Below are 25848 nucleotides of genomic sequence, written 5' to 3'. Positions count from 1 at the left end.
GATGTTGCGCTGACCGCTTGAATCCGCCAACTGCTCGATGCGGTCGGGCTCATCGCACACGCCGGCAAGCGCCCGCATCAGCTCTCGGGCGGACAGCGCCAGCGTGTCGCCATCGCCCGCGGCCTCGTCCACGACCCCGAGGTGCTCCTGGTGGACGAACCCACCAGCGCTCTCGACCAGGAACGCGGCGCCGAGATCATGCAGCTCATCGCCCGCCTCACCCACGAGCGCAACACGGCCACCCTGCTGGTGACCCACGACCTGGTTCACCGCGACGCTCTGGACGACTTGATCACGGTCGTAGATGGGCGAGTATCGGCTTCCGTTGCCCCATGAACATCCCGGCGACAGCCCGCTTAATACCTTTGTATGAAAACCGGGAAACCCTAGCATCGGGAGGGAAAAGAAGGGATCTGACGAACACGGCGTGGTGTTTGCGGCCGGCGCCTTCGAGAGGATGAAGACCTTGACCACCCCATCTTTCCCCCCCGTCCTCGATCAGGCGGGCGGCCCGTCCCGGCCTGGCGGTCCTGGGCGTGACCGCGCTGCTCCTGGGCTCGGGCTGCAGCGCCGACGACGGCGGGGGTTCTCCCCAGGAGCAGCCCTCCGGAAGCCAGTCCGTCGCGTCCTCCGACGGGCCGGGGGAGTCCCAGGACGATTCGTTCACGATCCTCTCGGCCGGCGACGTGCTGCCCCATACGGCGGTGACCGACGCCGCGGAGCTGCCGGAGGGCGGCTGGGATTTCACCCCGTTGATGGCAGGCACCCAGGACTGGGTCTCGGGTGCCGACCTGGCGCTGTGCAGCATGGAGGTCCCCCTCGTGGCCCCCGGCCAGAGCCCGAGCGGATACCCCTTGTTCGGCGCCCCCGCGGAGCTGATCGAGGGCTTGCGGGAGATCGGCTTCGACGGTTGCAACACGGCGAACAACCATTCCTTCGACGGCGGCATCGGCGCTCTGGAGAACACACTCGAGACCTTCGATGCGCAGGGCATGGGGCATGTCGGCACCGCCCGTACGGCTGAGGAGGCGGACGCGGCGCAGATGTACACCATGGAGCGCGACGGCCGGGAGGTCACCGTGGCGCATCTGTCCACCACCACGCTGCACAACGGCAGCCCCCTGCCCGTCCCGGAGGAGCCCTGGCGGGTGACCGACGTAGGACCGGAAGAGCTGAGCGCGCAGGCCGCACAGGCACGCCAGGACGGCGCCGACATCGTCGTCGCCTCAGTGCACTGGGGCGACGAGTACGTGCACACGCCGGGCGAGGGGGAGATCGCCTACGCCGAGGAGCTCGCTGCAGGCGGGGAGGTGGACCGGGTCTTCGGCAACCACTCGCACACCCCGCAGCCGATCGAGGAGCTCGACGGCGGCCCGGGCGACGACGGCATGTGGGTGGTCTGGTGGATGGGCAACTTCCTGTCCAACCAGGACGTGGAGTGCTGCACCATGGAGACGGCCACCGGAACGATGACGATGGCGACGGTCGAGGCTCCCGAGGACGGCCCCGCGCGGGTGTCCGGCGTGGAGTGGACGCCCGTGACCAACGACCGTGACGGCGCCACCATGTACGACGAGGTATTCCGGGGGATCTGGGCGATGGCGGATCTCATGGAGGACGGGGCGCCGATCGAGGAGCTGCCCGGCGAACTGGACGCCCAGACGGTCCAGCAGCGTTTCGACCGGGTGGTCGAGGTGGTGGGGGAAGAGGGGCTGCGCATGGAAGCCCCCGAACAGACGTGGGACCCTCCCCGGGTCCAGCCCCGCGACTGAGACCGATGGCGAGTTCAGATGAGGATCTCCAGGAGAGGGGAATGACATGAGAACCACAGCCAAGCTCGTAGCAGCATTGTCCTTGAGCGCTCTAGCGCTGAGCGCCTGCGGAGGGGGCGACGACCCGGAGGCGGAGTCTTCCGGCAGCCCATCGCCGTCGGTCTCCCAGAGCGCCTCCGAGACGGCCACGCCGACAGCCACCCCCACAGCCACTCCCACCGAGACGGCTACCCAGGCTCCCGCACCGCAGCCCACGGAGGATCCGATCGTGGACCCGCCCATGGAACAGCCACCGGTCCAGGATCCCGCCTCCGACTACACCATCGAGGACTTCCTCGCGGCAGGGGGCCAGTGCTACACCGAAGGGCCTGAGGGATTCCCGTGGTGGGATGAGGAGGTCAAGGCCGAGATCACGGCGTGGTGCGAGCAGAACTATCCGCTCGACGGGGGAGTAGGACCCAACGGGCAGGTCTACGGAGACACTCCCGGAGGCTGACGACTTCCCACCGGCATGTGACGGATGCGGGGCCGGTGTGCGGTCGCCTTCTCCGCTCGTCGGTCTGCGTAAGTGACTTTTCCCTGTATCTCGCGATACCCGCAGGAGGGCCGACCTGGTGAACGATTGCACGTCTCACGCCCTGTCTCCCAGGGTGCGTTGGATCGTCCTCGTGTGTCAGCTGCTGTGGACGGTGCTGCTGATCGTCACCTCGATCGTCGCCGTCGTCCAGTTCCCGGCTCGGGAATACGCGATGTTCCCCCTGGTGATCCTCGGGCTCCTCAGCGCCCCGCTGGTGATCGTGGCCTGGTTCGCAGCGCCATGGGGATACCTGAATGCGACCGTTCAATATCAGCGCATCAAGCATCTCCGGGTGGTGACCGCTACGCAGGCCGCGATCGGCGGTGTGGCACTGGCCTTGGTCTTCAATTTCGACTCCGACGATGAGTCCATGAGCCTCCTGGTGTCACTGCTGGTGTGGACGGCCACCGCGCTCTTCCACTTCGTCCCCTTCTGGGCCCAGATCACCATGGAGACACCCGAGCACAAGAAGCCCTACGACACGTGGCGCGGATTCTTGGGATGGCTGAATGAAGAGTTTCGCCGATCGGGCCGGTGACTTCGATCCTGCGGGGAAACCGCAACGGCTCGGCGACCGCGGTCAGGTGCCACACCGGTGTCGGGCGTCCCTCCGCGCCCGTCTATTCTTCTAGTCCGGCCAGATCTTCTCCTCCGGCCAGACGACTCAGGAAGGACCCGACGGCATGACCTATCAGAACGGCTCCGGCTACGGATACCAGCAGGCACCGCAGCAGAGGGGGCTGGCCGTCGTCGCCCATGTGACCGGCCTGCTGGGCAATATCACCACCGTGGGCTGGCTGGGGTTCGTGGGCCCGCTGGTCGTCTGGCTGCTCACCAAGAACACGGATCCCTGGGCTCGCTCGCAGGCAGCGGGTGCCTTCAACTTCAACCTGACCATGTGGATCCTCAATGCCATCGCCTGGGCGTCCATCACCTTGTGGTTCCTGGTGATCCCGATCTTCATCTCGGTGATCCTCTGGGTGGTCGTCTTCGTGATGGTGCTCTGGTGCCACATCAAGGCCGCCGTGAGGGCTTCGTCCGGGCGTGATTACCGTTACCCCTGGCAGCTGCCCATCCTGCGCTGAGCGTGTTGCCGGCCGCGAGCTAATACAGTTTCCTGCATGACTGCTCTCCTGGTGATCGCCGCCCACCCCGCGGAGACCGCGTATCTTCCCCCGGACACCGACGTCGTGCTGACGGGCATCGGCATGTCCCGAGCCGCGACCGTCACCACCCGGGCGATCATGGAACGCGCGCCGCGGGAAGAGGACCGCCAGGACCTGACCGTGGTCAACCTGGGCAGCTGCGGTGGCCTGAAGCCCGGAGCCGACGGGATCTTCGAGCCGTCCACGGTCCTCAACAGAGACATCGACGCCGACCTCATGCGCGCCATGGGCTCCGCCCCCGACGACATCATCGAACTGCGGGAAGTAGGTCAGGCCGGAGACGGTTCCGTGCTGGCCACGGGGGACTCCTTCGTCGCCGGCGGCCCGGCCCGCGATGCCCTCATCCGGCGCGCCGACCTGGTGGATATGGAGGGCTTCGCCATAGCCGTGGCCTGCCGCGAGCTGGGGGTCGCGCTGCGCATGGTCAAGCACGTCTCCGACGACGCCGGGGACCAGGCCCTGGAATGGGACGATCGCGTGGACGCCTCCGCCAGGGCCCTGGCGCAGTGGCTGGCGGCCTACCGTGCGGGAGAGGCCTCCGCATGAAACTCATCCGCCAGCGCGAATCGCTCGGCGCGGTCCAGGACTACGACGCCGGCGACAAGCTCCTGCGCGCCGTCCGCGCAGGATCGGCGGGCCCGGTCCTGCGCATCTACCAGCCGCGCCCCACCGTCGCCTTCGGCCGCCGGGACGAGCTGCTGCCCGGCTTCGCCGCCGCTGAGCGCGCCGTCAAGCGATCGGGGTTCACCCCGATCGTGCGCAGAGTGGGCGGCCGGGCCGCGGCCTATCACCGCGGCTGCCTGGTCATCGACCACATCGAGCCCGACCCGGACCCCAAGGCCGGTATCCATCAGCGCTACGCCCTGTTCGCGGACATGGTGGTGGCCGCCATGGAGGAGCTCGACCTCCCCGCCGACGTGGGGGAGATCCCCGGCGAGTACTGCCCGGGGGAGTACAGCGTGCACGCCACGGGACGGACCATCGACTCCCCGGCGGCCACCCTCAAGCTCGCCGGCTCCGCCCAGCGCATCGTCCAGGGAGCCTGGTACTTCTCGACCGTCGTCGTCGTGGAACAGGCCGAACCCCTGCGCTCGGTGCTCGTGGACGTCTACCGCTCGCTGGGTCTGGAGTGGAACCCGGCGACCGCCGGTGCCGTGGAGGACCTACGGCCGGGCACGCGGGTGGCCGATGTGGAGGCGGCGCTACGGAAGGTCTACGGGATGTACGCCCGTCACCTCGGCTACGGATCCCTGCGGGAACAGGCGTTCTGATGTGCGGTCGTTTCGTCATCGCCCGGTCGATCGACGACTTCCTCGTCGACGTCGGCGCCGTGCCCGCCGCGCGGCTGCGCGACCTCGACCTCCGCACGCGCCGGGAGAACTGGAACGTCGCGCCCACCGAGGAGGTGCCCATCGTCCTCGAACGGGTTGCGGGTGACGACGACGCGGTACCCGGCACCGTGCTGCGTGAAGTGCACGTGGCCCGCTGGGGCCTGATCCCGGGCTGGGCCAAGGAGGCCTCGATCGGCGCCCGCGCGTTCAACGCGCGCTCGGAGACCGTGATGGACAAGCCGATGTTCCGCTCGGCCGTCAGGCACCGGAGGTGCGCGGTCCCGGCCAACGGGTACTACGAGTGGAAGAAGCGCCTCGGCCCGAACGGCCAGCCCGTCAAGGCCACGAAGGACACGCCCGCCAAGCAGCCCTACTACATCCACCCCGCCGACCCGGGGGAGACCATCTGGTTCGCCGGGCTCTACGAGTGGTGGCGGGATCCGCAGGAGACCTGGATCCTGTCCTGCTCGATCCTGACCACCCGGTCGCCGTCCCCGGAGTCCGAGGTTTCCGTGCTGGCGGACCTGGGGCGGCTGCACGACCGCCTGCCGATCGCCCTGACCCGGGAGAGCATGGACGACTGGCTGGATCCCGGCAGCGAGTCCCGCGACGACGCCGCGGCGCTGGTCGATCGTCTCCGCTCGGAAGCCGAGCAGGTTCCCCGGACCTGGCAGCTGGATCCCGTGGGCGCAGCGGTCGGCAACGTGCGCAACAACGACCCCGGCCTGATCGAGCCGGTCCAGGCCTTGTTCTAGACCGGTAAGATCGGCTCGTCGAGCGCGGCCCCGGTACGGCCGCGCCCCAACCACCGAAAGGCAGTACATCTCAGATGAGTGAGCAGGTCCTCGCACCCGGTTCCGCGATCAGCGTCGTCGTCGACGGCGACACCCGGCAGGTCGACGCCGGGACTACCGCGGCCGATCTCTACACCGGCGACCGCGACGTGGTGGTAGCCCACGTCAACGGCACGCTGAAGGACCTCGCGACCCCCCTGGCCGACGGCGACCGGGTCACCCGGGTGCTGATCTCCGACCCCGAGGGCCTCGAGGTGCTGCGGCACTCCACGGCCCATGTGATGGCCCAGGCCGTCCAGGAGCTCAAGCAGGAGGCCAAGCTCGGCATCGGGCCGTACATCACGGACGGCTTCTACTTCGACTTCGACGTCGACGAGGCCTTCACGCCCGAGGACCTCAAGGCGATCGAGAAGCGGATGCAGAAGATCGTCAACACCACGCAGTCCTTCCGCCGCCGGGAGGTCTCCCACGAGGAGGCCGTCGCGGAGATGGCCCAGGAGCCGTACAAACTGGAGCTGATCGGCCTGGCCCAGGGGCCGGGCTCCGGCGGCGACGTGGAGACAGCGGCCGAGGGGGCGTCCCAGGAGGTCGGCGCGGGCGAGCTGACCATCTACGACAACGTCGACCGCAAGTCCGGCGACGCCGTGTGGCGGGACCTGTGCCGCGGGCCCCACCTGCCCAATACCAAGCTGATCGGCAACGGCTTCGCCCTGATGCGCTCGGCCGCGGCCTACTGGCGGGGGTCGGAGAAGAACAAGCAGCTGCAGCGCATCTACGGCACGGCCTGGCCCACCAAGGACGAGCTCAAGGCCTACAAGGACCGTCTGGCGGAGGCCGAGCGCCGCGACCACCGCAGGCTCGGCAACGAGCTGGACCTGTTCTCCTTCCCGGACGAGATCGGCTCGGGACTTGCGGTCTTCCATCCCCGTGGCGGTCTGATCCGCATGGAGATGGAGAACCTCTCCCGCGAGCAGCACGTCAAGGCCGGGTACTCCTTCGTGAACACCCCGCACATCACCAAGGCGAACCTGTTCGAGATCTCCGGGCACCTGGGCTTCTACAAGGACGGCATGTACCCGCCCATGCACATGGACCAGGAGGTGGACGCCGAGGGTCACGTGACCAAGCAGGGTGCGGACTACTACCTCAAGCCCATGAACTGCCCCATGCACAACCTGGTCTTCCGCTCCCGCGGCCGCTCCTACCGCGAGCTGCCCCTGCGGATCTTCGAGTTCGGCACGGTCTACCGCAACGAGAAGTCCGGCGTGGTCCACGGCCTGACCCGCGCTCGCGGCTTCACCCAGGACGACGCCCACATCTACTGCACGCGCGAGCAGATGAAGGACGAGCTGAGCCGGACCCTGCAGTTCGTGCTCGACCTGCTCAAGGCCTACGGGCTCGAGGACTTCTACCTGGAGCTCTCGACCCGCGACCCCGAGAAGTCCATCGGCGACGATCAGAGCTGGGAGGAGGCCACCAGCACCCTGGAGGAGGTGGCCACCGCGTCGGGCCTGCAGCTGGTCCCGGACCCCGAGGGCGCCGCCTTCTACGGCCCCAAGATCTCGGTGCAGGCCACCGACGCCATCGGCCGTACCTGGCAGATGTCCACGATCCAGCTGGACTTCTTCATGCCCGAGCGCTTCGACCTGGAATACACGGCGGCCGACGGCTCCCGTCAGCGGCCGGTGATGATCCACCGCGCGCTGTTCGGCTCGATCGAGCGGTTCTTCGGGGTGCTCACGGAGCACTACGCCGGGTCCTTCCCCGCGTGGCTGGCCCCCGAACAGGTCCGCGCCATTCCCGTGGCCGACGCCTTCGACGGATACCTGCGGGAGGTCGTCGAACGCTTGCGGACCGCTGGAGTGCGCGCCGAGCTCGACGCCTCCTCGGACCGTTTCCCCAAGAAGATCCGCACGGCCTCCAAGGAGAAGGTGCCGTTCGTGCTGATCGCCGGCGGTGACGACGCCGAGGCCGGTGCCGTCTCCTTCCGCTACCGGGACGGCTCGCAGGAGAACGGCGTCCCGGTCGAGGAGGCGATCGCCCGGATCACCGCCCACGTGAACAACCGGGTGAACGAGGATCCCCGCCCGTCGGCCGCGGCCGGTGACGAGACCGTCGGCGAGGCCCCGGGCGTGGATCCCGAGGTCCAGGGCGCGGTCGCGGAGTAGAGTCCGGAACCGGGCCAACAGGACGGAAGCGACAGCACCATGACAGAGCGGAAGGCATCCGAGACGCCGCATGACTGGATCCGCGTGGACGAGTTCCAGCTCGACGGCGTCCCGGATGCCTTCCAGCGCCTGTGGACCCCGCACCGGCTGGCGTACGTCCGCGGCGAGGACACCTCCATCAAGACGCGCCCCGGATGCCCCTTCTGCACGGGTCCGGAGTACGACGACGAGGAATCGCTGATCGTCCACCGCGGCCGGCACTGCTTCGTGATCCTCAACCTCTTCCCCTACAACCCGGGCCACCTGCTGGTCTGCCCCTACCGGCACGTCGCCGATCTGTCGGAGCTGACTCACGAAGAGCTCGTGGAGCTGATGGAGCTGACCCGCGACGGGGTGGCCGCCGTGCGAGCGGCGTCGTCCCCGGACGCCTTCAACACGGGGCTCAACCTGGGCTCGGCGGCCGGGGGCTCCCTGGCGGCCCATCTGCACATGCACGTGGTGCCGCGGTGGGGCGGGGACGCGAACTTCATGCCGGTCACAGCTGGGGTCAAGCCCATGATGGACACCCTGGGCTCCACGTGGGAGCTGACCCGCGCCCACTGGCCCGCCACGCCCGCGCCCTGAGCGCTAGCCGTCCTGACCGCTCAGGCACTGAAACCGCTGAGTAGCGACTTGGGCCGCCCATCAGCCGTGATGGGCGGCCCAAGTCGCTACTCAGCGGCGGGTTGCACTACCCCGGCCGGCTCACCCGTCAGGCCCCGCCGCGTCAGCAGGGGACCCATGTCCGGTTCCCGCCCCAGCAGCTCACGGACGCAGTCCATGGGGGCGGTCTCGTTGCCCCGCGTCAGGATCGAGTCCGCGAAGCGCCGGCCGGCCTGACGGGTCAGCCCGCCGGCGCGGTTGAACCATTCCACCGCATCGGCGTCGATGATCTCCGACCACAGATAGGAGTAATAGCCCGCCGAATACCCGCCCGCGAAGATGTGCTTGAAGGTCGCGGAGGTGTAGCGCGGATCGATCCCGCGCACCTCGAGGCCCGCCGCGCGCAGGGCGTCGGCGTCGAACGCCTCCAGATCGGGTTCGGGGTCCCGCTCAGTGCGTTCGTGCCAGGCCAGGTCGATGGCCGTGGCGGTCAGATACTCCACGATGGCGAAACCCGGTCCCCTGGAGTCGCCCGACCGCAGTTTGTCCGCGAGCCTGGTCGGTAGCTCCTCCCCGGTGCGGAAGTGCTTGGCGTAGTGGGGCAGCACATCCGGGTGCAGCACCCACATCTCGTGCACCTGGGACGGGAACTCGACGAAGTCCCGGGCCACCTTGGTCCCCGAGAACGAGGGGAAGTGCACATCGGAGAGCAGCCCGTGCAGCACGTGACCGAACTCGTGGAACAGGGTGACCACTTCGGCGGGATTCAGCAGCTTGGGCTGCCCCGGCGGCACGGCCGTGAAATTCGTATTCAGCGTCACGACCGGCTTCTGCCCGGTCAGCCGGTTCTGGTGCACCAGGCTGCCCATCCAGGCGCCGCCGGACTTCGCGGACCGCGTCCACCAGTCGCCGAGCAGTAGCCCGACGGTCTCCCCGGTCTCAATGTGGGTGGCCTCGTAGACCACGACGCCGGGCAGGTGACCCGCCAGGTCCGGCCTGGCCCTGAACTCCAGGCCGTAGAGCTCCCGGGCGGTACGGAACAGCCCCTCATGGATCACGGATTCGAGCTCGAAGTACTCGCGCAGCGGTGCCTGGCCGGTCTCCGCCTCGGAGGAGGCCTGGGCCGTCCAGTAGGGCCAGTCCCAGGGCTCGATGGCATATCCGGCGGCCTGCTCCAGCGCAGAGCGCTCGGCCACCGCGTTGGCCACCCCGGGGCCGGTGACCTTGGCCATCATCTCCCGGACCCGTTGCGGCGAGCCCGCCGAGGCCCCGGAGATCACGAAATCGACGTGGCTGGAGAAGCCGAGGATGCCGGCCTGCTCGGCGCGCAGAGCGGCCAGCTCGGCCGCGATCGGCCGGAGGTCCTCGCCGGACCGCGTCGGCAGCGGACCGGTCGGGCTCGACGGGCCACGGCCGCGGTCCATGGCTGCCTGGTGGATCGCCTGGCGCAGCGAACGATCGTGCAGGTTGGCCAGGATGGGCTGGCTGGTGAAGGCCAGCAGGTTGATCAGGTATCCGCCGTCGTGCCCGGCCTCGGTGGCAGCGGCAGCGGCCGCCTCGATGTCGGAGGCGTCCAGACCGTCGAGCCGGGCGACGTCGGTGACCAGCACGGCCGCGCGCTCGTTCTCCCGCACGAGTTGCGTGCCGTAGCGGATCCCCAGGGTCGAGATACGGTCGTTGATCTGCCGCAGCCGGGTCTGCGCTCCGGCGTCCAGCAGGACGCCGGAGCGTTCGAACCAGCGCCGGTACTCTCCCAGGACCCGCAGCTCGGCGGGGCTCAGCCCGTCCTCCGGCACGGCGGCGATCCGGTCGTACAGAGCGCGATTGAGCGTGATGTCCGCCCGGTGCTGGGAGAGCTTGGTGGCCAGCTCCTCGTAGATCCCCTGGAGGTCCCGGGTGAGGTTCGCCGAGATCAGCGTGAAGAACGTGGATTCCACGCGGTCCAGGAACAGTCCCTCGCGTTCCAGGACCGCGATGGTGTTGGCCAGAGAGGGTGCGTCCCGGCAGGCCAGGACGGTCTCGACCGCCACCAGGTCCGCCCGCATGGCGGCCTCGAAGGCCGGCGGGAAGTGCTCCGCCCGGATGGCCCGGAGATCGGGGAGCTCGCAGGGGAGTCCGCTGGGGGACAGCAGGGGATTGGTCACAGAGTCAGGCCTTTACTCGCGAGACGTCACTGTAAAAAGAGTGCTGGATATCTCATCCTAGGTCGCCCGGCCCTTCCGGATGACCGGCGGGGCCGGGCGAATCGAGGGCTTGCCCTCCGGTGGTTAACGCCCGTGTGCCATGGCCGCCGTAGGATGTTCAGCATGTCCAGACCCCTCGTGAGGCTCCTCGGCCAGGGCGTGCGCGCCGCCACCGCACTGCGCGGCGGCGGTTCCGCGTTCCCCGGCCTGCTGATGGAAAAACTGCACCCAGGCTTCGTGGCCGAGCAGCTGGCGCGCCTGCCGCACGGCGTCGTCGTGGTCTCCGGGACCAACGGCAAGACGACGACGAAGATGGCGGTCCAGCTCCTCGAATCCCAGGGACTGAAGGTCTTCACCAACCGTACGGGTTCCAATTTCGTGCGCGGGGTGGCCGCGGCCCTGCTGCGCGAGATCTCCCTGACGGGCCGGTTCGACGCCGACATCGCCGTGCTGGAGCTCGACGAGGCCCACGCCGTGCACTTCGTCCGCGAGGTCAAGCCCCGCTTCGCCCTGCTGCTCAACGTGATGCGCGATCAGCTCGACCGCTTCGGCGAGATCGACACGACCCGCCGCATGCTCGCCCAGGTGGCCGCGGCCACCACGGAGGCCGTGGTGCTCAACCGGGAGGATCCCCGGATCGCCTCTCTGGCCGACGACGTGCAGCCGGGCACGGACGTCTACTGGTACGGGCTCTCCGAGCACCTGCGGCCCATGTTCCCCTCCGACGACGACATGCGCGCCGTCGACGGCCCCGTCACCGCGGCCGCAGGGGGACAGCCCGCACCGCAGGCCCTGGTGGAGCTCACGGACTTCGAGGCCACGGACGTCGAGTTCCTGGTCCACGGCCAGCCGGCCCACGCCAACGTGCACCTGTACGGGGTCTACAACGTCTACAACGCCGCCGGGGCGCTCGCGCTGGCGCTGACCGTGACGGACGACGGCCGGAACGTGCCCAAGAGCGACGCCGGGCTGGCCTCCCTGCTCGACGAGCTCGCGCGGGTGACCCCGGCGTTCGGCCGCGGCGAGACCATCATGATCGACGGCGCCCCCCTGCAGCTGCTGCTGGTCAAGAACCCCGCCGGCTTCCGCCTCTCGTTGGCCTCGGCCAAGCCGGAGGCCTACGCCACCATGATCGCGATCAACGACGAATACGCCGACGGCCGCGATGTCTCCTGGCTCTGGGACGTCGAGTTCGAGTCGCTGCGGACCGGGGGAGTCGATCTGGTCACCGGCACCCGCGCATGGGATATGGCACTGCGCCTGGACTACGACCAGGTGCCCGTCCACGCCGTCGAACCCGATCTGACCGAGTCGCTGCACCGTTTCATCGCCGCTGCCGAGGGTCGCCCCATGCGGGTGTTCTGCACCTATACCGCCATGCTCTCCCTGCGCCGCGCACTGCGGGCCGTGGCCGAAGTCCCCGAGATCTGAGGCATCACCATGACCACCACCACACCGATGTTCCCCACGGCGCCGGATTCCGGGGCGCCGGAGGCGCACTTCGCCGAATCCGGCGGCCAGGGCGAGATCCACCTGGTCCAGCTCTACCCCAGGGACATGAACATCTACGGGGACTGGGGCAACACGCTGACGCTCAAGCGCCGCCTCGAGAAACGCGGCTACTCGGTCAAGCTCACCGACTACAACCCCGGGGACTCCTTCCCCGCCGACGGCGATCTCTTCGTAGGCGGCGGCGGCCAGGATTCGGGGCAGTTCCGCGTTATGGAGGATCTGCAGAAGATCAAGCCGGTCCTGCACGAGCTGGTCCGGGACGGCGTGCCCATGCTCGCGATCTGCGGGCTCTACCAGCTCTTCGGCCACGAGTTCCGCACGATCGCCGGCCAGGTGCTGCCCGGGATCGGGATCTTCGACCTGACCACGGTGGGCGGCGAGACCCGGCTGATCGGCAATATCGTGACCGAGTCCGAGACGTTCGGGACCATCATCGGCTACGAGAACCACTCGGGGCTCACGCGCCTGGGCGATGGGCAGGAGCCGCTCGGGCGGGTCGTGTCCGGTGCAGGCAACGACGGCGAGGACGGCACCGAGGGCGCCGTGACCCGGGAGGTCATCGGGACCTACCTGCACGGATCGCTGCTGCCCAAGAACCCCGTGCTGGCCGACCATCTGATCGCGACCGCGGTGCGGCGTCGTTATTCGCACGACCACCTGGAGCCGCTCAACGACGCCTTGGCCGCCAGGGCACGGGAGGTCGCGGCCGCGCGCCCCCGCTGAGCGGCTGCCGGGTACGAGGCTGCAGGGTGCGCTGTCAGCGGACGGCGGCAGCCGGCGCGGAATCCTGCGCGCTCCGCGCCCGCCACTAGACTGGTGGGCAGAATTCTCCCGATCATCCAGCTTCACCATCCACGTTCCTCGACCCGCCGTGCCGCGGAGGCCTGAACCCTGCGGCGCGGCCAGAACTCAGACGCAGTGCAGGAGGCACCTATGTCCGGTCACTCCAAGTGGGCCACGACCAAGCACAAGAAGGCCGCGATCGACGCCAAGCGGGCCAAGGCCTTCGCCAAGTACATCAAGGGCATCGAGGTCGCCGCCCGCCAGGGCGGCGCCGACACCGCGGGCAACCCGGCCCTGGACCTGGCCGTGTCCAAGGCCAAGAAGAACTCCGTGCCCAACGACAACATCGATCGCGCGATCAAGCGCGGCGCGGGCCTGACCGGCGAGGTCATCGAGTACTCCGAGATCTTCTATGAGGCCCGCGGGCCTCAGGGGTCCGCGCTGTACATCGAGTGCCTGACCGATAACAAGAACCGCGCCGCCTCCGACGTCCGCGTGGCCGTGACCCGCAACGGCGGGACCATGGCCGATCCCGGCTCGGTGACCTTCATGTTCGAGCGCAAGGGCGTGGCGGAGGTGACCAAGAGCGACGGCCTCACCGAGGACGACGTCCTGATGGCCGTCCTGGACGCCGGCGCGGAGGAGGTGGTCGAGGAGGACGAGTTCTTCGAGGTCGTCTCCGAGGCCACCGACCTTCCCGCCATCCGCTCCGCGCTGGAAGAGGCCGGCCTGGAGTACAACAACGACGACCCCGTCTTCCGTGCCAATATGAAGGTGGACCTGGACGCCGAGGGCGCCGGCAAGTTCCTCCGCCTCGCGGATGCGATCGAGGCCCTGGACGACGTGCAGAACGTCTACTCCAACGCCGACATCTCCCCGGAGGTCCTTGCCGAGCTCGACGCGCAGGACTGAGTGACTCGCCCATGACCGCCGAGCAGGTCATCCTGGGCGTGGACCCGGGTCTGACGCGCTGCGGTTTCGGGGTGGTCAGGATGCGCTCCAACCGGAAGGTGGAGTGGATCCATCACGAGGTGCAGGGCACCACGCCGGACCAGCCCCTCGAACAGCGCATCCTGAGCATCGCCAGGGCGGCCGAGTCGATGATGGACCGGTTCGCCCCGGACGCCCTGGCCGTCGAGAGGCTGTTCGCCCAGAACAACGCCCCCACGGTGGTGGGGACCGCCCAGGCCTCGGGGGCGGTGATCGCGGAGGCGGCCCGGCGCGGTATCCCGGTGGCCTGGCATACGCCGTCGGAGGTGAAGGCCGCGGTGACCGGGGACGGCGACGCCGGGAAGGACGCCGTGACCCGCATGGTGGTCAGGATCCTCGGCCTGGCCGAACCGCCCAGACCCGCCGACGCGGCGGATGCCATCGCGATCGCGATATGCCACGGCTGGCGCAGCGGGGTGGGCGCAGGCTATGACGCCCAAGCGGCCACGGCCACGCATCAGGGCGCCAGGACCCGGCTGGCCCAGCTCTCGGCGGCCAAAGGCGGCGGGCTGACAGCCGCCCAGAAGGCCTGGAAAGCCGCCGAGCAGCGCGCCCGGCGGGGAAACTGACCGCCTCCGGCGTGGAGGCCGCGGCGATGTCCGCGCCCGCTGCTACTGTGGCCAGCGAATAGTACACATGTTCGATGGTCGTCGGCGGGGTAGTCCATGCCCGGCTGGACCGCGGCGGCACGGGAAGGACCTCACACATGATCGCAGCGGTACGCGGCGAAGTGCTCCACAAGGGGCTCAGCTCGGTCGTGGTCGACGTGCAGGGCCTCGGTCTGGAGGTCCAGGTGACCCCGGCGACCGTGGGGGGACTGCACGAGGGTCGACAGGCCCGGCTGGCCACCACGTACGTCGCGCGCAAGGACGACTCTCCGCTGCTGTTCGGCTTCGCGGACACCCAGGAGAAGGAGGTCTTCGAGACTATGCTGGGCGTCTCCGGCATCGGTCCGCGGACCGCCCTGGCCGTCCTGGCCACCCTGGGTCCCGACGACGTCCGCCAGGCCATCGCCGCCGGCGATCCGAAGGCGTTCACGGCGGTCCCGGGCATCGGGCCCAAGGGCGCCAAACGGATCGTCCTGGAACTGGCGGACAAGCTGGTTCCCGCCGAGCCCAGCAAGGCCGCCGCGGCTTCACCCGCCACTGAGGCCCCGCTGTGGCGGATGCAGGTCAGCGAGGCCCTTGTGGGACTGGGCTGGAACGAGAAGGACGCCCTCCACGCCATCGACGACGCCCTGGAGGGGCGGGAGGAACTGGTCGAATCGGGTGAGGTCTCCGCGATCCTGCGGACGGTCCTGGCCTGGCTGGGTGCCCGGGCCTCGACCGTCTCGACCCACCACTCGGCGGGCGGCAGCCAGGGCGGGGCCACGAACACCGGGAAGGGTGCTTGAGCATGGTCGGTGATCGCGGGGCCGTGAACGGCCGGGACCGGCTGGTCGGGGCGGACACCGAACCCGATGAGAAGACGGTGGAGGCCGCATTGCGTCCCGGTACCCTGGCCGATTTCGTGGGTCAGCCCCGGGTGCGCAGACAGCTCGCCCTGGTCCTGGAGGCCTCCAAGCTGCGCGGCCGGACGGCCGACCACGTGCTGCTGTCCGGGCCGCCCGGGCTGGGCAAGACCACGCTGGCCATGATCATCGCGGAGGAGATGGGCGCTCCCTTGAGGATCTCCTCGGGGCCCGCGATCCAGCACACGGGCGATCTGGCCGCGATCCTGTCCTCCCTGACCGAGGGGGAGGTGCTGTTCCTGGACGAGATCCACCGGATGTCCCGTCCGGCCGAGGAGATGCTCTACATGGCCATGGAGGATTTCCGCGTGGACATCGTGGTCGGCAAGGGCGCCGGCGCCACCTCCATTCCCCTGGACCTCCCGCCGTTCACGCTGGTCGGGGCGACCACCCGGGCCGGGCTGCTCCCCGGCCCGCTGCGCGACCGCTTCGGCTTCACCGGGCATCTCGAGTTCTACTCGGCGGACGAGCTGGTCTCCGTGCTGCGGCGCTCCGCGGGTCTGCTGGACCTCGACCTCAGCACGGAGGGCTTCCAGGAGGTCGCCTCCCGCTCGCGGGGAACCCCTCGTATCGCCAACCGCCTGCTGCGCCGCGTGCGGGACTGGGCCCTCGTGCACGGGGTCTCACGCATCGACGCCCGGGTGTCCTCCTCCGCGCTGGACATGTACGAGGTGGACTCACGAGGACTCGACCGGCTCGACCGCAGCGTCCTGGAGGCGCTGGTCAAGCACTTCGGGGGCGGCCCCGTGGGCCTGTCCACGCTGGCCATCGCCGTGGGGGAGGAGACGGAGACGGTCGAGGAGGTGGCCGAGCCCTATCTGGTCAGGGAGGGTCTGCTGGCTCGCACGCCGCGCGGGCGCATCGCCATGCCGGCCGCCTGGGAGCACCTGGGGCTGGCCGTGCCCGAGCATGCCGCGTTCGGTGATCCCGGCTATCAGCAGGCGCTGCAGTTCCCGGAGGATGAGACACCCTGAAGCGCCGGACCGCGGTCGTCGCCTACCATGTCCTGTGAACTTCTTTTCGCGAAGTCGCCGCTGAGCCCGCCTCGGGCGCAGCCGCCGGTGCAGAACAACGTGCGCCGGAAGAACCCCGAGCAGTCTATGAAGCTGCAGAATCAGGAGACCGCGTGCTTTCTTCCGCACTGACCCCCGTCCTGTCCGCCCAGTCTGATGCGAGCCTGGAGGCAGCCGGGCAGACCGGCGGAGGCTCGGGACAGTTCCTGTTCTTCGGCGTCATGATCGCCCTGCTGGTGCTGATGTTCTGGTTCACCAGCCGCAACCGGCGCAGGCAGCAGCAGAAGGTCAAGGACCAGCAGGCGCAGATGACCCCGGGCACCGAGGTGATGACCAGCTACGGCCTCTACGGTCGTGTGGTGAGCATCGACCAGGGCGCCACCAAGGCCGTGCTGGAGATCGCCCCCGGCACCCAGGTCACCGTGCACCTGCAGACGCTGACCACCGTCGTCGACGGCTCCGCGCCCGGCTCCAACCCGGGTGGTACCACCGGCGAGACCGGGACCACGAGCACGAACGAGAACTGAGCCGAGATCTCGAGCGTCCACCAGGGGTTCTCCCTGGTGGACGCTTCATAGTGACCTTTCACAGCTGACCGGGGCGCTCAAGCGCTGACGGCCCGGGTCAGCCCCCCACCGAAGACCATTCACAAGGACCCCGCCCATGGCATCATCGCCGGAGAGTTCGCCGAAAGCGTCATCGCGGACTTCGCCGAAGGATTCCTCGAAGAACTCATCGAAGGACCCCTCGAGGACCCGTACCGAGGTGACGCGGGCGCTGAGCAGCGCACGTACCTCGCTGATCGCCTTGGCGGTGGTCGTCCTGGCACTCATCGGGCTGCTGGCCTGGGGCGCCGGCCGCGGCAGCACCGACTGGACGCCCCGTCTGGCCCTCGACCTCGAGGGCGGCACCCAGATGGTGCTCACCCCCGAACTCCAGGGCGAGGACGCCGGCCAGGAGATCACGGCCGAGCAGCTCGACCAGGCCGTCGAGATCATCCGGCAGCGGGTCGACGGATCCGGCGTCGCCGAGGCCGAGGTGAGCACCCAGGGCGGGTCCAACATCGTCGTCTCGATGCCCGGTACACCCGATCAGGAGACCCGGGACCTGATCCAGACCTCCGCGGAGATGGCCTTCCGCCCGGTCCTCATGACGGGATCCGCCGCTGCGGTCCCCGAGGACCAGCGCACTCCCGAGGACGAGCTGCCCGATCCCACTGAGGAGCCCACGGACTCCTCGGACACGAACTGGATCACCGCCGAGCTCATGGAGGAGTACGAGGCCACCGACTGCACCCAGCCGCAGAGCCCCGACGAACGGGCCGACCAGCCCGCCGACCAGGCCATCGTGGCCTGCGAACCCGCCGCGGGAGCCAAGTACATCCTGGGCCCGCTCGAGATCCAGGGCACCGAGATCGCCGACTCCGACTACGGCATGGCCCAGGGCCAGGGCGGGACGACGACGGGGCAGTGGGCCGTCAACCTGCAGTTCAACGCCGAGGGCACCGCGACCTTCAAGGAGCTCTCCGAGCGGCTGTACAACATCGGCCAGACCAGCCCGGGCGATGCCCGCAACCAGTTCGGGATCCTGCTCGACGGCGAGGTGATTCAGGCTCCTCAGATGAACGCCGTGATCCCCGACGGCCAAGCGGAGATCACCGGCCAGTTCACCGAGGAGTCCGCCGCCTTCCTCTCGGAGCAGCTGCGCTACGGCTCGCTTCCCGTGAGCTTCACGATCGCCTCCGAGCAGCAGGTCTCCGCGACCCTCGGCGCCGACCAGCTGCGCATGGGCGTCATCGCCGGGCTGATCGGCCTGCTGCTGGTGGCCGTGTGGTCGATCATCCAGTACCGGTGGCTGGGCTGGGTGAACATCGTCTCGCTGCTGGTGCTGGGCGTGCTGTCCTGGCTGGCCATCGTCCTGCTCGGCTGGGCGCTCAACTACCGCCTGTCCCTGGCAGGCGTGGCGGGCCTGGTGGTCGCGATCGGCATGGCCGCCGACTCGTTCATCGTCTACTTCGAGCGCATCCGCGACGAGGTCCGCATCGGGCGCACGATCCCCGCGGCGATCGACCACGGCTGGAAACGAGCCCAGCAGACGATCCTGGCCTCCAAGGCCGTCAACCTGATCGCCTCCGTCGTGCTCTACTTCGTGGCCGTGGGCAACGTGCGCGGTTTCGCCTTCACCCTGGGCCTGACGGCGGTCATCGACCTGCTGGTCGTCTTCTTCTTCACCCACCCGGTCATGGTCTTCCTCTCCCGCACCCGGTACTTCGGCGGGGGCAGCCCCGGCTCCGGCCTGGATCCCAAGGCCCTGGACGCCGTACCGTTCTACCGCGGCGCGGGGCGGTTCCGCACGCCGGACGACCTGGACGCGGCATCGGGGGCCACGCAAGCCGACGACGCCGCACCCGCGGGCGGCTCGATGGGAGGCGCCGAGCAGGGCGCCGCGGACGAACCCGTGCGGCCTCCCGAGCGGAAGAACGACGACGGAGGCCCGACGGAGCGCTCGGACCAGCAGGATGCCGCCCCACCCGCGCCTCCGGTGAAGGTGGCGACGGGCGTCGGCGACGGGCTCACGCTGGCCGAACGCCGTCGTCAGGCACGACGTGCCGCAGCCGAGTCGCAGATGCGGAGCGAACCGGCGGGCGATTCCGGCGGCGACGCCGGGGGTACGACCGGCACCCGAAAGACCGATGGGGAGGACGCCTGATGCCACGGTTCACCGATTTCGGCAACGACCTGTACAGCGGGCGGAAGTCCTTCCCGTTCGTGCCCAAACGCAAGCTGTGGCTGTCGATCGCAGCGGTCCTGGTGGTGATCTCCGCGCTCATCCCGGTGGTCCGCGGCGGATTCAACCTGGGCATCGACTTCACGGGCGGCTCCGAGTTCGTGGTCTCCGACGTGGCCGACACCAGCGTCGAACCCGGCCAGGAGGCCGTGGCCGGAACCGGCCACGAAGGGGAGTCGACCGTCACCAACATCGCTCCCGGCACCGTCCGGGTGCAGACCGAGCAGCTCGACGACGACCAGACGCTCGCGGTCCGCGACGCCCTGGTGGAGGCCTACGACGTCTCCGAAGACCAGGTGGCCTCCAACTTCGTGGGCCCGACCTGGGGTGCCGGCATCTCCCAGCAGATGGTCCGGGGCCTGGTCATCTTCCTGGCCTTGACGGCCATCGTGATGGCGCTGTACTTCCGCACCTGGAAGATGTCGGTGGCCTCCATGGCGGGCGTCTTCGTGACCGTGGCGCTCACGGTCGGCACGTACTCGCTGATCGGCTGGGAGGTCACGCCGTCGGCGCTCATCGGGTTCCTGACGGTGCTGTCGTACTCGCTGTACGACACGGTGGTGGTCTTCGACAAGGTGCGCGAGAACACCAGGGGCCTGCTGGACGGGAGCGCGCCTCCCGCCCGGCTCAACCGCGGTTTCCTGGACCAGATCAACCTGGCCGCGAACCAGACCCTGGTCCGCTCCCTGAACACCTCCGTGGTGGGACTCCTGCCGGTGGGCTCGATCCTCTTCATCGGAGCGGCCCTGCTGGGCGCAGGGACCCTCAAGGACTTGGCACTGGCGCAGTTCGTGGGCATCGTCTGGGGCACCCTGGCCACCCTGTTCGTCGCCACCCCGGTCTACGCCGCCCTGCGTTCGATCGAGCCTGCCGTCAAGAAGCAGGAGCAACGCGCCGCCGGCGATACGACGTCCTCCGCGGGCCCGGACTCGGCCGGTCTCGCTGAGGGCGGAGCGGCGGCGTCATCCGAGCCCGCCGGACGCGCCTAGACTTGGTGCCTATCCGCGGTGAGGGATCCGTCACACGACCCCGGGCCGCGGTGAACGGCACGGCAGCGAAGGAGGCGGATGTGGACAAGAAGACCCTCCAGCCCGGAACGGGGATGAACGAGGACGAACGGTTCGACCACGTCCCCAAGCCATCCGTCGCTGCGGCGGAGACCGATACAGCCGCCGGCGGAGCGCAGGAGAGCAGCCCCGCCCGGACCGGGGAGGAGAGCATCCCCGGCACACCGATACCCCGGGACATCCGGCCACGGGGCGGGAGCTCCGGAACCCACGGCGTGGTGCCCGCAGCCCGCCCGGTCTTCGGACGGCCCGTCTTCCCGGGGCGTTCCGAACGGACCCGCTCGGCGCTGTCGTATCTGTCGGGGGCGTCGATCTCCCGCTCGCCGCTGATCGAGCCGCTGCTGCGCACGGTGCGCGAGAACGCGCCGGAGGAGGACCTCTCGGTGCTGCAGCGCGCCTTCGCGGTGGCCGACCGCCAGCACGAGGGCCAGAAGCGCAAGAGCGGCGACCCCTACATCACCCATCCGGTGGCCGTGACCACCATCCTGGCCGAACTCGGGATGACCGGTTCCGTGCTGGTGGCCGCCCTGCTGCACGACACCGTGGAGGACACCGACTACACCCTCGAGGAGCTCACCGCCGATTTCGGGGAGGAGGTCGCCCACCTGGTCGACGGCGTGACCAAGCTGGAGAAGGTCCAGTACGGCGAGCACGCCCAGGCCGAGACCGTCCGCAAGATGATCGTGGCCATGGCCCAGGACATCCGGGTGCTGCTGATCAAGCTCGCCGACCGGCTGCACAACGCGCGGACCTGGCGGTTCGTCTCCCAGGAGTCGTCGTCCAAGAAGGCTCGCGAGACCCTTGAGATCTTCGCCCCGCTGGCTCATCGGCTGGGCCTGAACACGATCAAGTGGGAGCTCGAAGACCTGTCCTTCGCGGCCCTCTACCCCAAGATCTACGACGAGATCGTGCGGATGGTCGGGGAGCGTCAGCCCCAGCGGGAACGCAACCTGGCCGAGATCCGGGCCCTGGTGGCGGAGGACCTGGCGGAATCGGGCATCGACGCGGTGATCACCGGCCGCCCCAAGCACTACTACTCCGTGTACCAGAAGATGATCGTGCGCGGGAAGGACTTCGACGAGATCCACGACCTCCTGGCCGTGCGGGTGCTGGTCTCATCGGTCCGCGAGTGCTACGCCGCGCTGGGCTCCTTGCACGCCCGGTGGCGCCCGCTGCCGGGGCGGTTCAAGGACTACATCGCGATGCCCAAGTTCAACATGTACCAGTCGCTGCACACGACGGTGCTGGGCCCGGGCGGGCGCCCCGTGGAGATCCAGATCCGCACCCACGAGATGCATCGCCGGGCCGAGTACGGCGTGGCCGCGCACTGGAAGTACAAGGACCATGCCCGCAAGGGCAACCGGGGGGAGACTCCCCGGGCCAGCTCGGAGGACATGGGCTGGCTGAAGTCGCTGGTGTCCTGGCAGGACGAGACCAAGGACTCCACCGAGTTCCTCGACTCCCTGCGGTACGAGATCGACACCAAGGAGGTCTACGTCTTCACCCCGCGCGGTGATGTCATGGCCCTTCCCGCCGGCTCCACCCCCGTGGACTTCGCCTACGCGGTGCACACCGAGGTCGGGCACAAGACCATCGGCGCCAGGGTCAACGGCAAGCTCGTGGCCCTCTCCTCGACGCTGCAGCACGGCGACTGGGTGGAGGTGCTGACCTCCAAGTCGGAGGACGCCGCGCCGTCCCAGGACTGGCTGAAGTTCGTCTCCTCCCCGCGGGCCCGGCAGAAGATCAAGCAGTTCTTCTCCAAGGAGCGGCGTGAGGAGGCGATCACCCGCGGCCAGGAGGCGCTCACCCGCGCGCTGCGCAAGCACCACCTGCCCCTGCAGCGCACGGTGACTCAGGAGGGCCTGGTCTCCGTGGCCCAGCAGCTCAACAAGTCGGATATCACCGCGCTCTACGAGGCGATCGGCAACGGCACGGTCTCCTCGCGGGAGGTGGTCGACCTGCTGGTCGAGTCGGCGGGGGGAGCGGACGGCTCCGTCGAGGACCTCGTCGACAACACCTCGGCCATCCGGCCCGTGCGCCAGGGCATCGCGGACTCCGGGGTGGCGGTGGACGGGGCCAGCGATGTCTACATCAAGCTCGCCCGGTGCTGCACCCCCGTGCCGCCCGACGACATCGTGGGTTTCGTGACGCGCGGCCAGGGCATTTCGGTGCACCGCACGGACTGTCCGAACATGCGCAATCAGGCCGACTCCGAACGCAAGGTGGCCGTGCACTGGGCGCCGACCCAGTCCTCGGTGTTCCTGGTCGAGATCCAGGTCGAGGCCCTGGACCGGCAGAAGCTGCTCTCCGACGTGACTCGCGTGCTGTCGGAGAACCACGTCAACATCCTCTCGGCCAACGTGCACACCTCCTCCGATAGGCTGGCGATCTCCCGGTTCTCCTTCGAGATGGGCGACGCCCGCTACCTGGATCACGTGCTGAACCAGGTGCGCAATATCGACGGCGTCTACGACGTCTACCGCACCTCATCGCAGCAGCGCCTTCCCGAGACCCCGAGGACGCGCCTCTAGGGTCCGATGGTGCAGCCCGTGTTCTCGACAGGAAAGGATGTGGCATTTAACCGGGGGCCGTTCACGACATGCCCATCAACGCCGATCGTGGTCACGTTCTCGAACCGGGACTCGTCGGTTGCCAGCCGCACCAGCTCCGGCTCAGGAGATCGATTTCAATGTCCGGTGAAGTTCACTATCGAAATCGCCCCGATACTACGAAAGGTTCAACGTCCCTTGCGATCGTATGGCTCTTCACTCTCGCCGCGCTGGCAGTTCTGAGCGTCGGTCTAGTGGTCCAGAGCCCGTGGTGGATGCTTTCGGTGCCCTTGGCGGTAGTAGGGGCAATCACTGCTGGGATGTCCCGGCGATTCGTTCCGATGGTCCTGTGCATTGCCGTCGTGGCCCTGCTGTTCGTGGTACTGCTGATTTTTGCCCCGTAAGACCACATCCAACGTGAGTTCGTCCCGACCATTTCGGACGTGGCGGAGCAACTGGGTGGACCACGCTCCTGCACCGCCAAGCTGAGGGCTTCTCGCAGGACAAGTGATTGCACCACGGAAAAGTGCCTGGAACGCCACGCAATATGCACTTTTCCGTGTTGCGAAGGCCGATCGGCCCGGAACCGCCGGCTCAGACCGTCGGGATGGGCAGGCCGAGGTGCCGACAGGCCTTGCGCACCCGCATGACGCCCCGCTCGCGCTGGGCCATGCGGCGCCCCGCTCTTAGCAGCCGCACGACGGCGGCGGGATCGATCGTGAGGTGGGGCGCGCCGAGCAGCACGGTCAGCGCCGCGAATCCGTGAGGTTGATCCCAGCAGGCCAGATCCGCCGCGGTGCGCAGCGGGGTGGTGACGGCGACGCCGAAGAATCGGTCGACGTCCTGCTCGGGGTAGACCAGCTGGCGTACCTCCCAGGGAACCGGCGCACTGGCCGGGGAGGGCCGCATGGTGGTCCTGCGGCCACGGTGGACCATGAACTGCAGCCGGGCCGGCTCCGGCGCGCAGGAGAGGAACCAGGCGGCGGTCTGCCGGTGCAGCACCCCCGCCGACCACAGAGCGGGCGGGACGGCGAGCTGGACCGCCCGCGCGCGCAGCTGCCGGGTCACGGCGACCCCGGCGCTGATGTGGACCGGGCCCAGGAGGGGCCGGATCTCTCCGGCGTAGGTCATGGCGGCCAGCTCCGCCGCACTGGGGCCACCGCGCTGGTGGATGATCCAGAGGTCGCGCTCCGTCGGTTGCGCCGCGGGGCTGCCGTCCGGTCCGGCAGCCATCGCCGTGGCGCGAACGCTCACCTGCCGCGGGACGGAGGAGGCCCCGGGACGAACGAAGCGGGGTCCGACGGTCATAGGACCATCGAACCCCGCTCGTTGCCGGAGGGACAGGGCCGCGGCTCATCTGTGGATGAGCGCCCCCGGGCTCGCGGCCCGCCGGGCGGCTACAGGCTGGCCGCGGAACGCTTGATCATGTCCCGCATGGTCTCGGCGCTCTGCAGCTCGCCGCGGAGCTTCTTGGCCTGGGCGGAGTCGCCGGAGGACTCGGCATCGGCCACCTGGGCCTGGAGCTCGGTGACCTTGTCCTCCGCCTGAGTCAGGAGGGCGTTGGAACGGACCTCGGGCTCGGAGGCCACCTTCTTGGCGCGGGTACCGGAGTCGGCCTCCCGGACGGCTTCCTCCACGGCCTGCAGGTCGTTCTCGACGCGCTTGAAATGCGCGCGCGGCACCTTGCCGATGGCGTCCCACCGGTCCTGGATACCCGAGAGCTTCTTCCTGGCGGCCCGGGCGTCGGTCACCGGCAGGAGCTGCCGCGCCTCCTCGATCAGGGCCTGCTTGAGCTTGAGGTTCTCCTCGAACTCCTGTTCCACCTGGTCGTTGGCCGCCTTGCGGGCATCGAAGAAGACGTCCTGGGCCGCGCGGAAACGCGCCCACAGGGCGTCGTCGTCGCGCCGGGAGGCGCGGGGAGAGGCCTTCCACCGGTCCATGAGGTCGCGGTACTTGCCAGCGGTCACGTTCCAGTCGGTCGAGCTCTGCAGGGCCTCCGCCTCGGCGATCAGCCGCTCCTTGACCCGTTTCGCCTCCGCGTTGGTCTCGTCCAGGTGCGAGAAGAACGCGCGGCGATGGCGGTCGAAGGTGGTCCGGGCGTTGCGGAACCTCTTCCACAACGCCTCCTCGTCCTTGCGGGACAGTCGGATCCCGGACTTCTGGTGGGCCTTCCACTGCTCGAACAACTCGGCCATGCGGGCCGAGGACTGCTTCCAGTGGATCTTCTGGGGATCCTGCTCGGAGATCTTCTGGGCCTCCTGGACGATGGCGTCGCGCTGGGCGAAGTGCTCGGCCTTGGCGGCTTCGGTGGCCCGCTTGTGCTCGGCCTCGAGTTCGGCGATCCGCGGGCGCAGCGCCTCCAGGCGCGCTTCGAGGCCCTCGATGTCCCCGACGAGCTTGCGCTTGGCCAGCTCGGCCATCACGTGGTCGGCGCTGCGGTTCATGTCGGAGGACGCCGTCCCGGCTTCCACGCGCTGTTCGAGCACGTCCACGAGCGTGCGGGCCTCCTCGAACTTCTTCACGAAGTAGGCCAGCGACTCGTCGGCGGGCACATCGGGGACCTGCCCGCACAGCACCTTCTCGCCGCCCACGAGTACGTAGACGTGACCGTCCTCGGTGACCTCGCCGAAGGGACGGGCCGCTTCGAGCTGCTCCGCGGTGACCCCCTCGGTCGCGGCGGACGGGCCGGGTGAGGACTCGGCCGGGGCGTCGGCCGGCGAACCCTCGGCGGGCGTGGCCGCAGGGGTGGAGCCGGGGGCTGCCGGAGCCGGAGCCGCCGCACCCGGCGCGGGCTTGGGCTTGGCAGGCGCCTGCAAGGGGGAGGGCTTGACTCCCGTCGGCTTGACCGCCGCAGGGGTGGGCACCTGAGCCTGGGACTGGTCGTCGGATTCGAAACGTTCGGTCACCGCTGAAACTCTTTCACTCGTGCCGACCCGTCCTCCGGTCACCCGGCGCACGTTCGGCAGCTGGTCCTGGGGCCGCGGCTCGATCCGCGACACTGTAC

The 25848-nt window shown here is 69.1% G+C and carries 22 protein-coding genes and 1 pseudogene; 20 read left to right on the top strand and 3 right to left on the bottom strand.

Annotated elements, in window-relative coordinates:
• Nucleotides 1-30 precede the first annotated feature (30 nt).
• The 10 genes and pseudogenes from FCK90_RS04295 to FCK90_RS04250 all read left to right on the top strand — a co-directional run.
• Nucleotides 31-336, top strand: a pseudogene (locus FCK90_RS04295) (ATP-binding cassette domain-containing protein); the annotation flags it as partial.
• A 200-nt stretch (nt 337-536) separates the two neighbouring features.
• Nucleotides 537-1772 (top strand): CapA family protein, encoded by a 1236-nt coding sequence (locus FCK90_RS04290; protein WP_181954187.1) that lies wholly within the window; start codon nt 537-539, stop codon nt 1770-1772.
• A 46-nt stretch (nt 1773-1818) separates the two neighbouring features.
• Nucleotides 1819-2268 carry a hypothetical protein gene (locus FCK90_RS04285; RefSeq protein WP_158033050.1) on the top strand — a complete coding sequence of 150 codons (450 nt, stop codon included), beginning with the start codon at nt 1819-1821 and terminating at the stop codon, nt 2266-2268.
• A 172-nt stretch (nt 2269-2440) separates the two neighbouring features.
• Nucleotides 2441-2887 carry a hypothetical protein gene (locus FCK90_RS04280; RefSeq protein WP_158033049.1) on the top strand — a complete coding sequence of 149 codons (447 nt, stop codon included), beginning with the start codon at nt 2441-2443 and terminating at the stop codon, nt 2885-2887.
• 145 nt (nt 2888-3032) lie between these two features.
• Complete coding sequence (locus FCK90_RS04275; protein ID WP_158033048.1) at nt 3033-3434, top strand: DUF4870 domain-containing protein; 402 nt, start codon at nt 3033-3035, stop codon at nt 3432-3434.
• A 36-nt stretch (nt 3435-3470) separates the two neighbouring features.
• Entirely contained in the window at nt 3471-4061 is a 591-nt protein-coding gene (locus FCK90_RS04270) for a nucleosidase (RefSeq protein ID WP_158033047.1), read from the top strand.
• The gene (locus FCK90_RS04265) at nt 4058-4786 is read left to right on the top strand and encodes a lipoate--protein ligase family protein (RefSeq protein ID WP_158033046.1); all 729 of its coding nucleotides are present in this window, start codon (nt 4058-4060) and stop codon (nt 4784-4786) included. Before FCK90_RS04270 ends, FCK90_RS04265 begins: the two co-directional genes overlap by 4 nt.
• The gene (locus FCK90_RS04260) at nt 4786-5601 is read left to right on the top strand and encodes an SOS response-associated peptidase (RefSeq protein ID WP_158033045.1); all 816 of its coding nucleotides are present in this window, start codon (nt 4786-4788) and stop codon (nt 5599-5601) included. The genes FCK90_RS04265 and FCK90_RS04260 overlap by 1 nt, the downstream gene beginning before the upstream one ends.
• A 74-nt stretch (nt 5602-5675) precedes the next feature.
• Nucleotides 5676-7808 carry a threonine--tRNA ligase gene (thrS, locus tag FCK90_RS04255; protein WP_158033044.1) on the top strand — a complete coding sequence of 711 codons (2133 nt, stop codon included), beginning with the start codon at nt 5676-5678 and terminating at the stop codon, nt 7806-7808.
• 39 nt (nt 7809-7847) lie between these two features.
• Complete coding sequence (locus tag FCK90_RS04250) at nt 7848-8432, top strand: HIT family protein (RefSeq protein ID WP_158033043.1); 585 nt, start codon at nt 7848-7850, stop codon at nt 8430-8432.
• A gap of 86 nt (nt 8433-8518) precedes the next feature.
• Here FCK90_RS04250 and FCK90_RS04245 read toward each other — a convergent pair whose 3' ends face one another.
• The gene (locus FCK90_RS04245; protein WP_158033042.1) at nt 8519-10594 is read right to left on the bottom strand and encodes a M3 family metallopeptidase; all 2076 of its coding nucleotides are present in this window, start codon (nt 10592-10594) and stop codon (nt 8519-8521) included.
• Between the two features lie 153 nt (nt 10595-10747).
• On the opposite strand from FCK90_RS04245, the gene FCK90_RS04240 reads away from it, so the two are divergent.
• The 10 genes from FCK90_RS04240 (at nt 10748) to FCK90_RS04195 (ending at nt 22826) form a co-directional block, all read left to right on the top strand.
• Entirely contained in the window at nt 10748-12064 is a 1317-nt protein-coding gene (locus tag FCK90_RS04240) for a Mur ligase family protein (RefSeq protein ID WP_158033041.1), read from the top strand.
• Between the two features lie 9 nt (nt 12065-12073).
• Nucleotides 12074-12868, top strand: a complete 795-nt coding sequence (locus FCK90_RS04235; RefSeq protein WP_220433267.1) for a type 1 glutamine amidotransferase — start codon at nt 12074-12076, stop codon at nt 12866-12868.
• Nucleotides 12869-13078: 210 nt separating this feature from the next.
• A complete protein-coding gene (locus tag FCK90_RS04230; RefSeq protein WP_158033040.1) occupies nt 13079-13840 on the top strand; it encodes a YebC/PmpR family DNA-binding transcriptional regulator in 762 nt (253 codons plus the stop codon).
• An 11-nt stretch (nt 13841-13851) separates the two neighbouring features.
• On the top strand, nt 13852-14487 hold the full coding sequence (gene ruvC, locus FCK90_RS04225) for a crossover junction endodeoxyribonuclease RuvC (RefSeq protein WP_158033039.1): 636 nt from the start codon (nt 13852-13854) through the stop codon (nt 14485-14487).
• Nucleotides 14488-14624: 137 nt separating this feature from the next.
• Nucleotides 14625-15311: a Holliday junction branch migration protein RuvA gene (ruvA, locus tag FCK90_RS04220; RefSeq protein WP_158033038.1), complete on the top strand. Its 687-nt coding sequence runs from the start codon at nt 14625-14627 to the stop codon at nt 15309-15311.
• A 2-nt stretch (nt 15312-15313) separates the two neighbouring features.
• A complete protein-coding gene (gene ruvB, locus FCK90_RS04215; protein ID WP_158033037.1) occupies nt 15314-16402 on the top strand; it encodes a Holliday junction branch migration DNA helicase RuvB in 1089 nt (362 codons plus the stop codon).
• Nucleotides 16403-16554: 152 nt separating this feature from the next.
• Nucleotides 16555-16968 carry a preprotein translocase subunit YajC gene (yajC, locus tag FCK90_RS04210; protein ID WP_158033036.1) on the top strand — a complete coding sequence of 138 codons (414 nt, stop codon included), beginning with the start codon at nt 16555-16557 and terminating at the stop codon, nt 16966-16968.
• A gap of 136 nt (nt 16969-17104) precedes the next feature.
• Nucleotides 17105-19150 (top strand): protein translocase subunit SecD, encoded by a 2046-nt coding sequence (gene secD / locus FCK90_RS04205; RefSeq protein WP_158033035.1) that lies wholly within the window; start codon nt 17105-17107, stop codon nt 19148-19150.
• Nucleotides 19150-20217, top strand: coding sequence for a protein translocase subunit SecF (gene secF / locus FCK90_RS04200; RefSeq protein ID WP_158033034.1), 1068 nt, complete (start codon nt 19150-19152; stop codon nt 20215-20217). Before secD ends, secF begins: the two co-directional genes overlap by 1 nt.
• A 113-nt stretch (nt 20218-20330) precedes the next feature.
• Nucleotides 20331-22826 (top strand): RelA/SpoT family protein, encoded by a 2496-nt coding sequence (locus FCK90_RS04195; protein ID WP_425481685.1) that lies wholly within the window; start codon nt 20331-20333, stop codon nt 22824-22826.
• 612 nt (nt 22827-23438) lie between these two features.
• Here FCK90_RS04195 and FCK90_RS04190 read toward each other — a convergent pair.
• Both FCK90_RS04190 and FCK90_RS04185 read right to left on the bottom strand, forming a co-directional pair.
• Nucleotides 23439-24152 (bottom strand): hypothetical protein, encoded by a 714-nt coding sequence (locus FCK90_RS04190; RefSeq protein ID WP_158033033.1) that lies wholly within the window; start codon nt 24150-24152, stop codon nt 23439-23441.
• A gap of 89 nt (nt 24153-24241) precedes the next feature.
• Nucleotides 24242-25750 carry a DUF349 domain-containing protein gene (locus FCK90_RS04185; RefSeq protein ID WP_181954186.1) on the bottom strand — a complete coding sequence of 503 codons (1509 nt, stop codon included), beginning with the start codon at nt 25748-25750 and terminating at the stop codon, nt 24242-24244.
• Between the last annotated feature and the right edge of the window lie 98 nt (nt 25751-25848).

This window comes from Kocuria coralli (assembly GCF_008831305.1).
In the GTDB taxonomy this organism is placed as follows: domain Bacteria; phylum Actinomycetota; class Actinomycetes; order Actinomycetales; family Micrococcaceae; genus Kocuria; species Kocuria coralli.
This window is presented reverse-complemented; position numbering and strand designations above follow the sequence as displayed.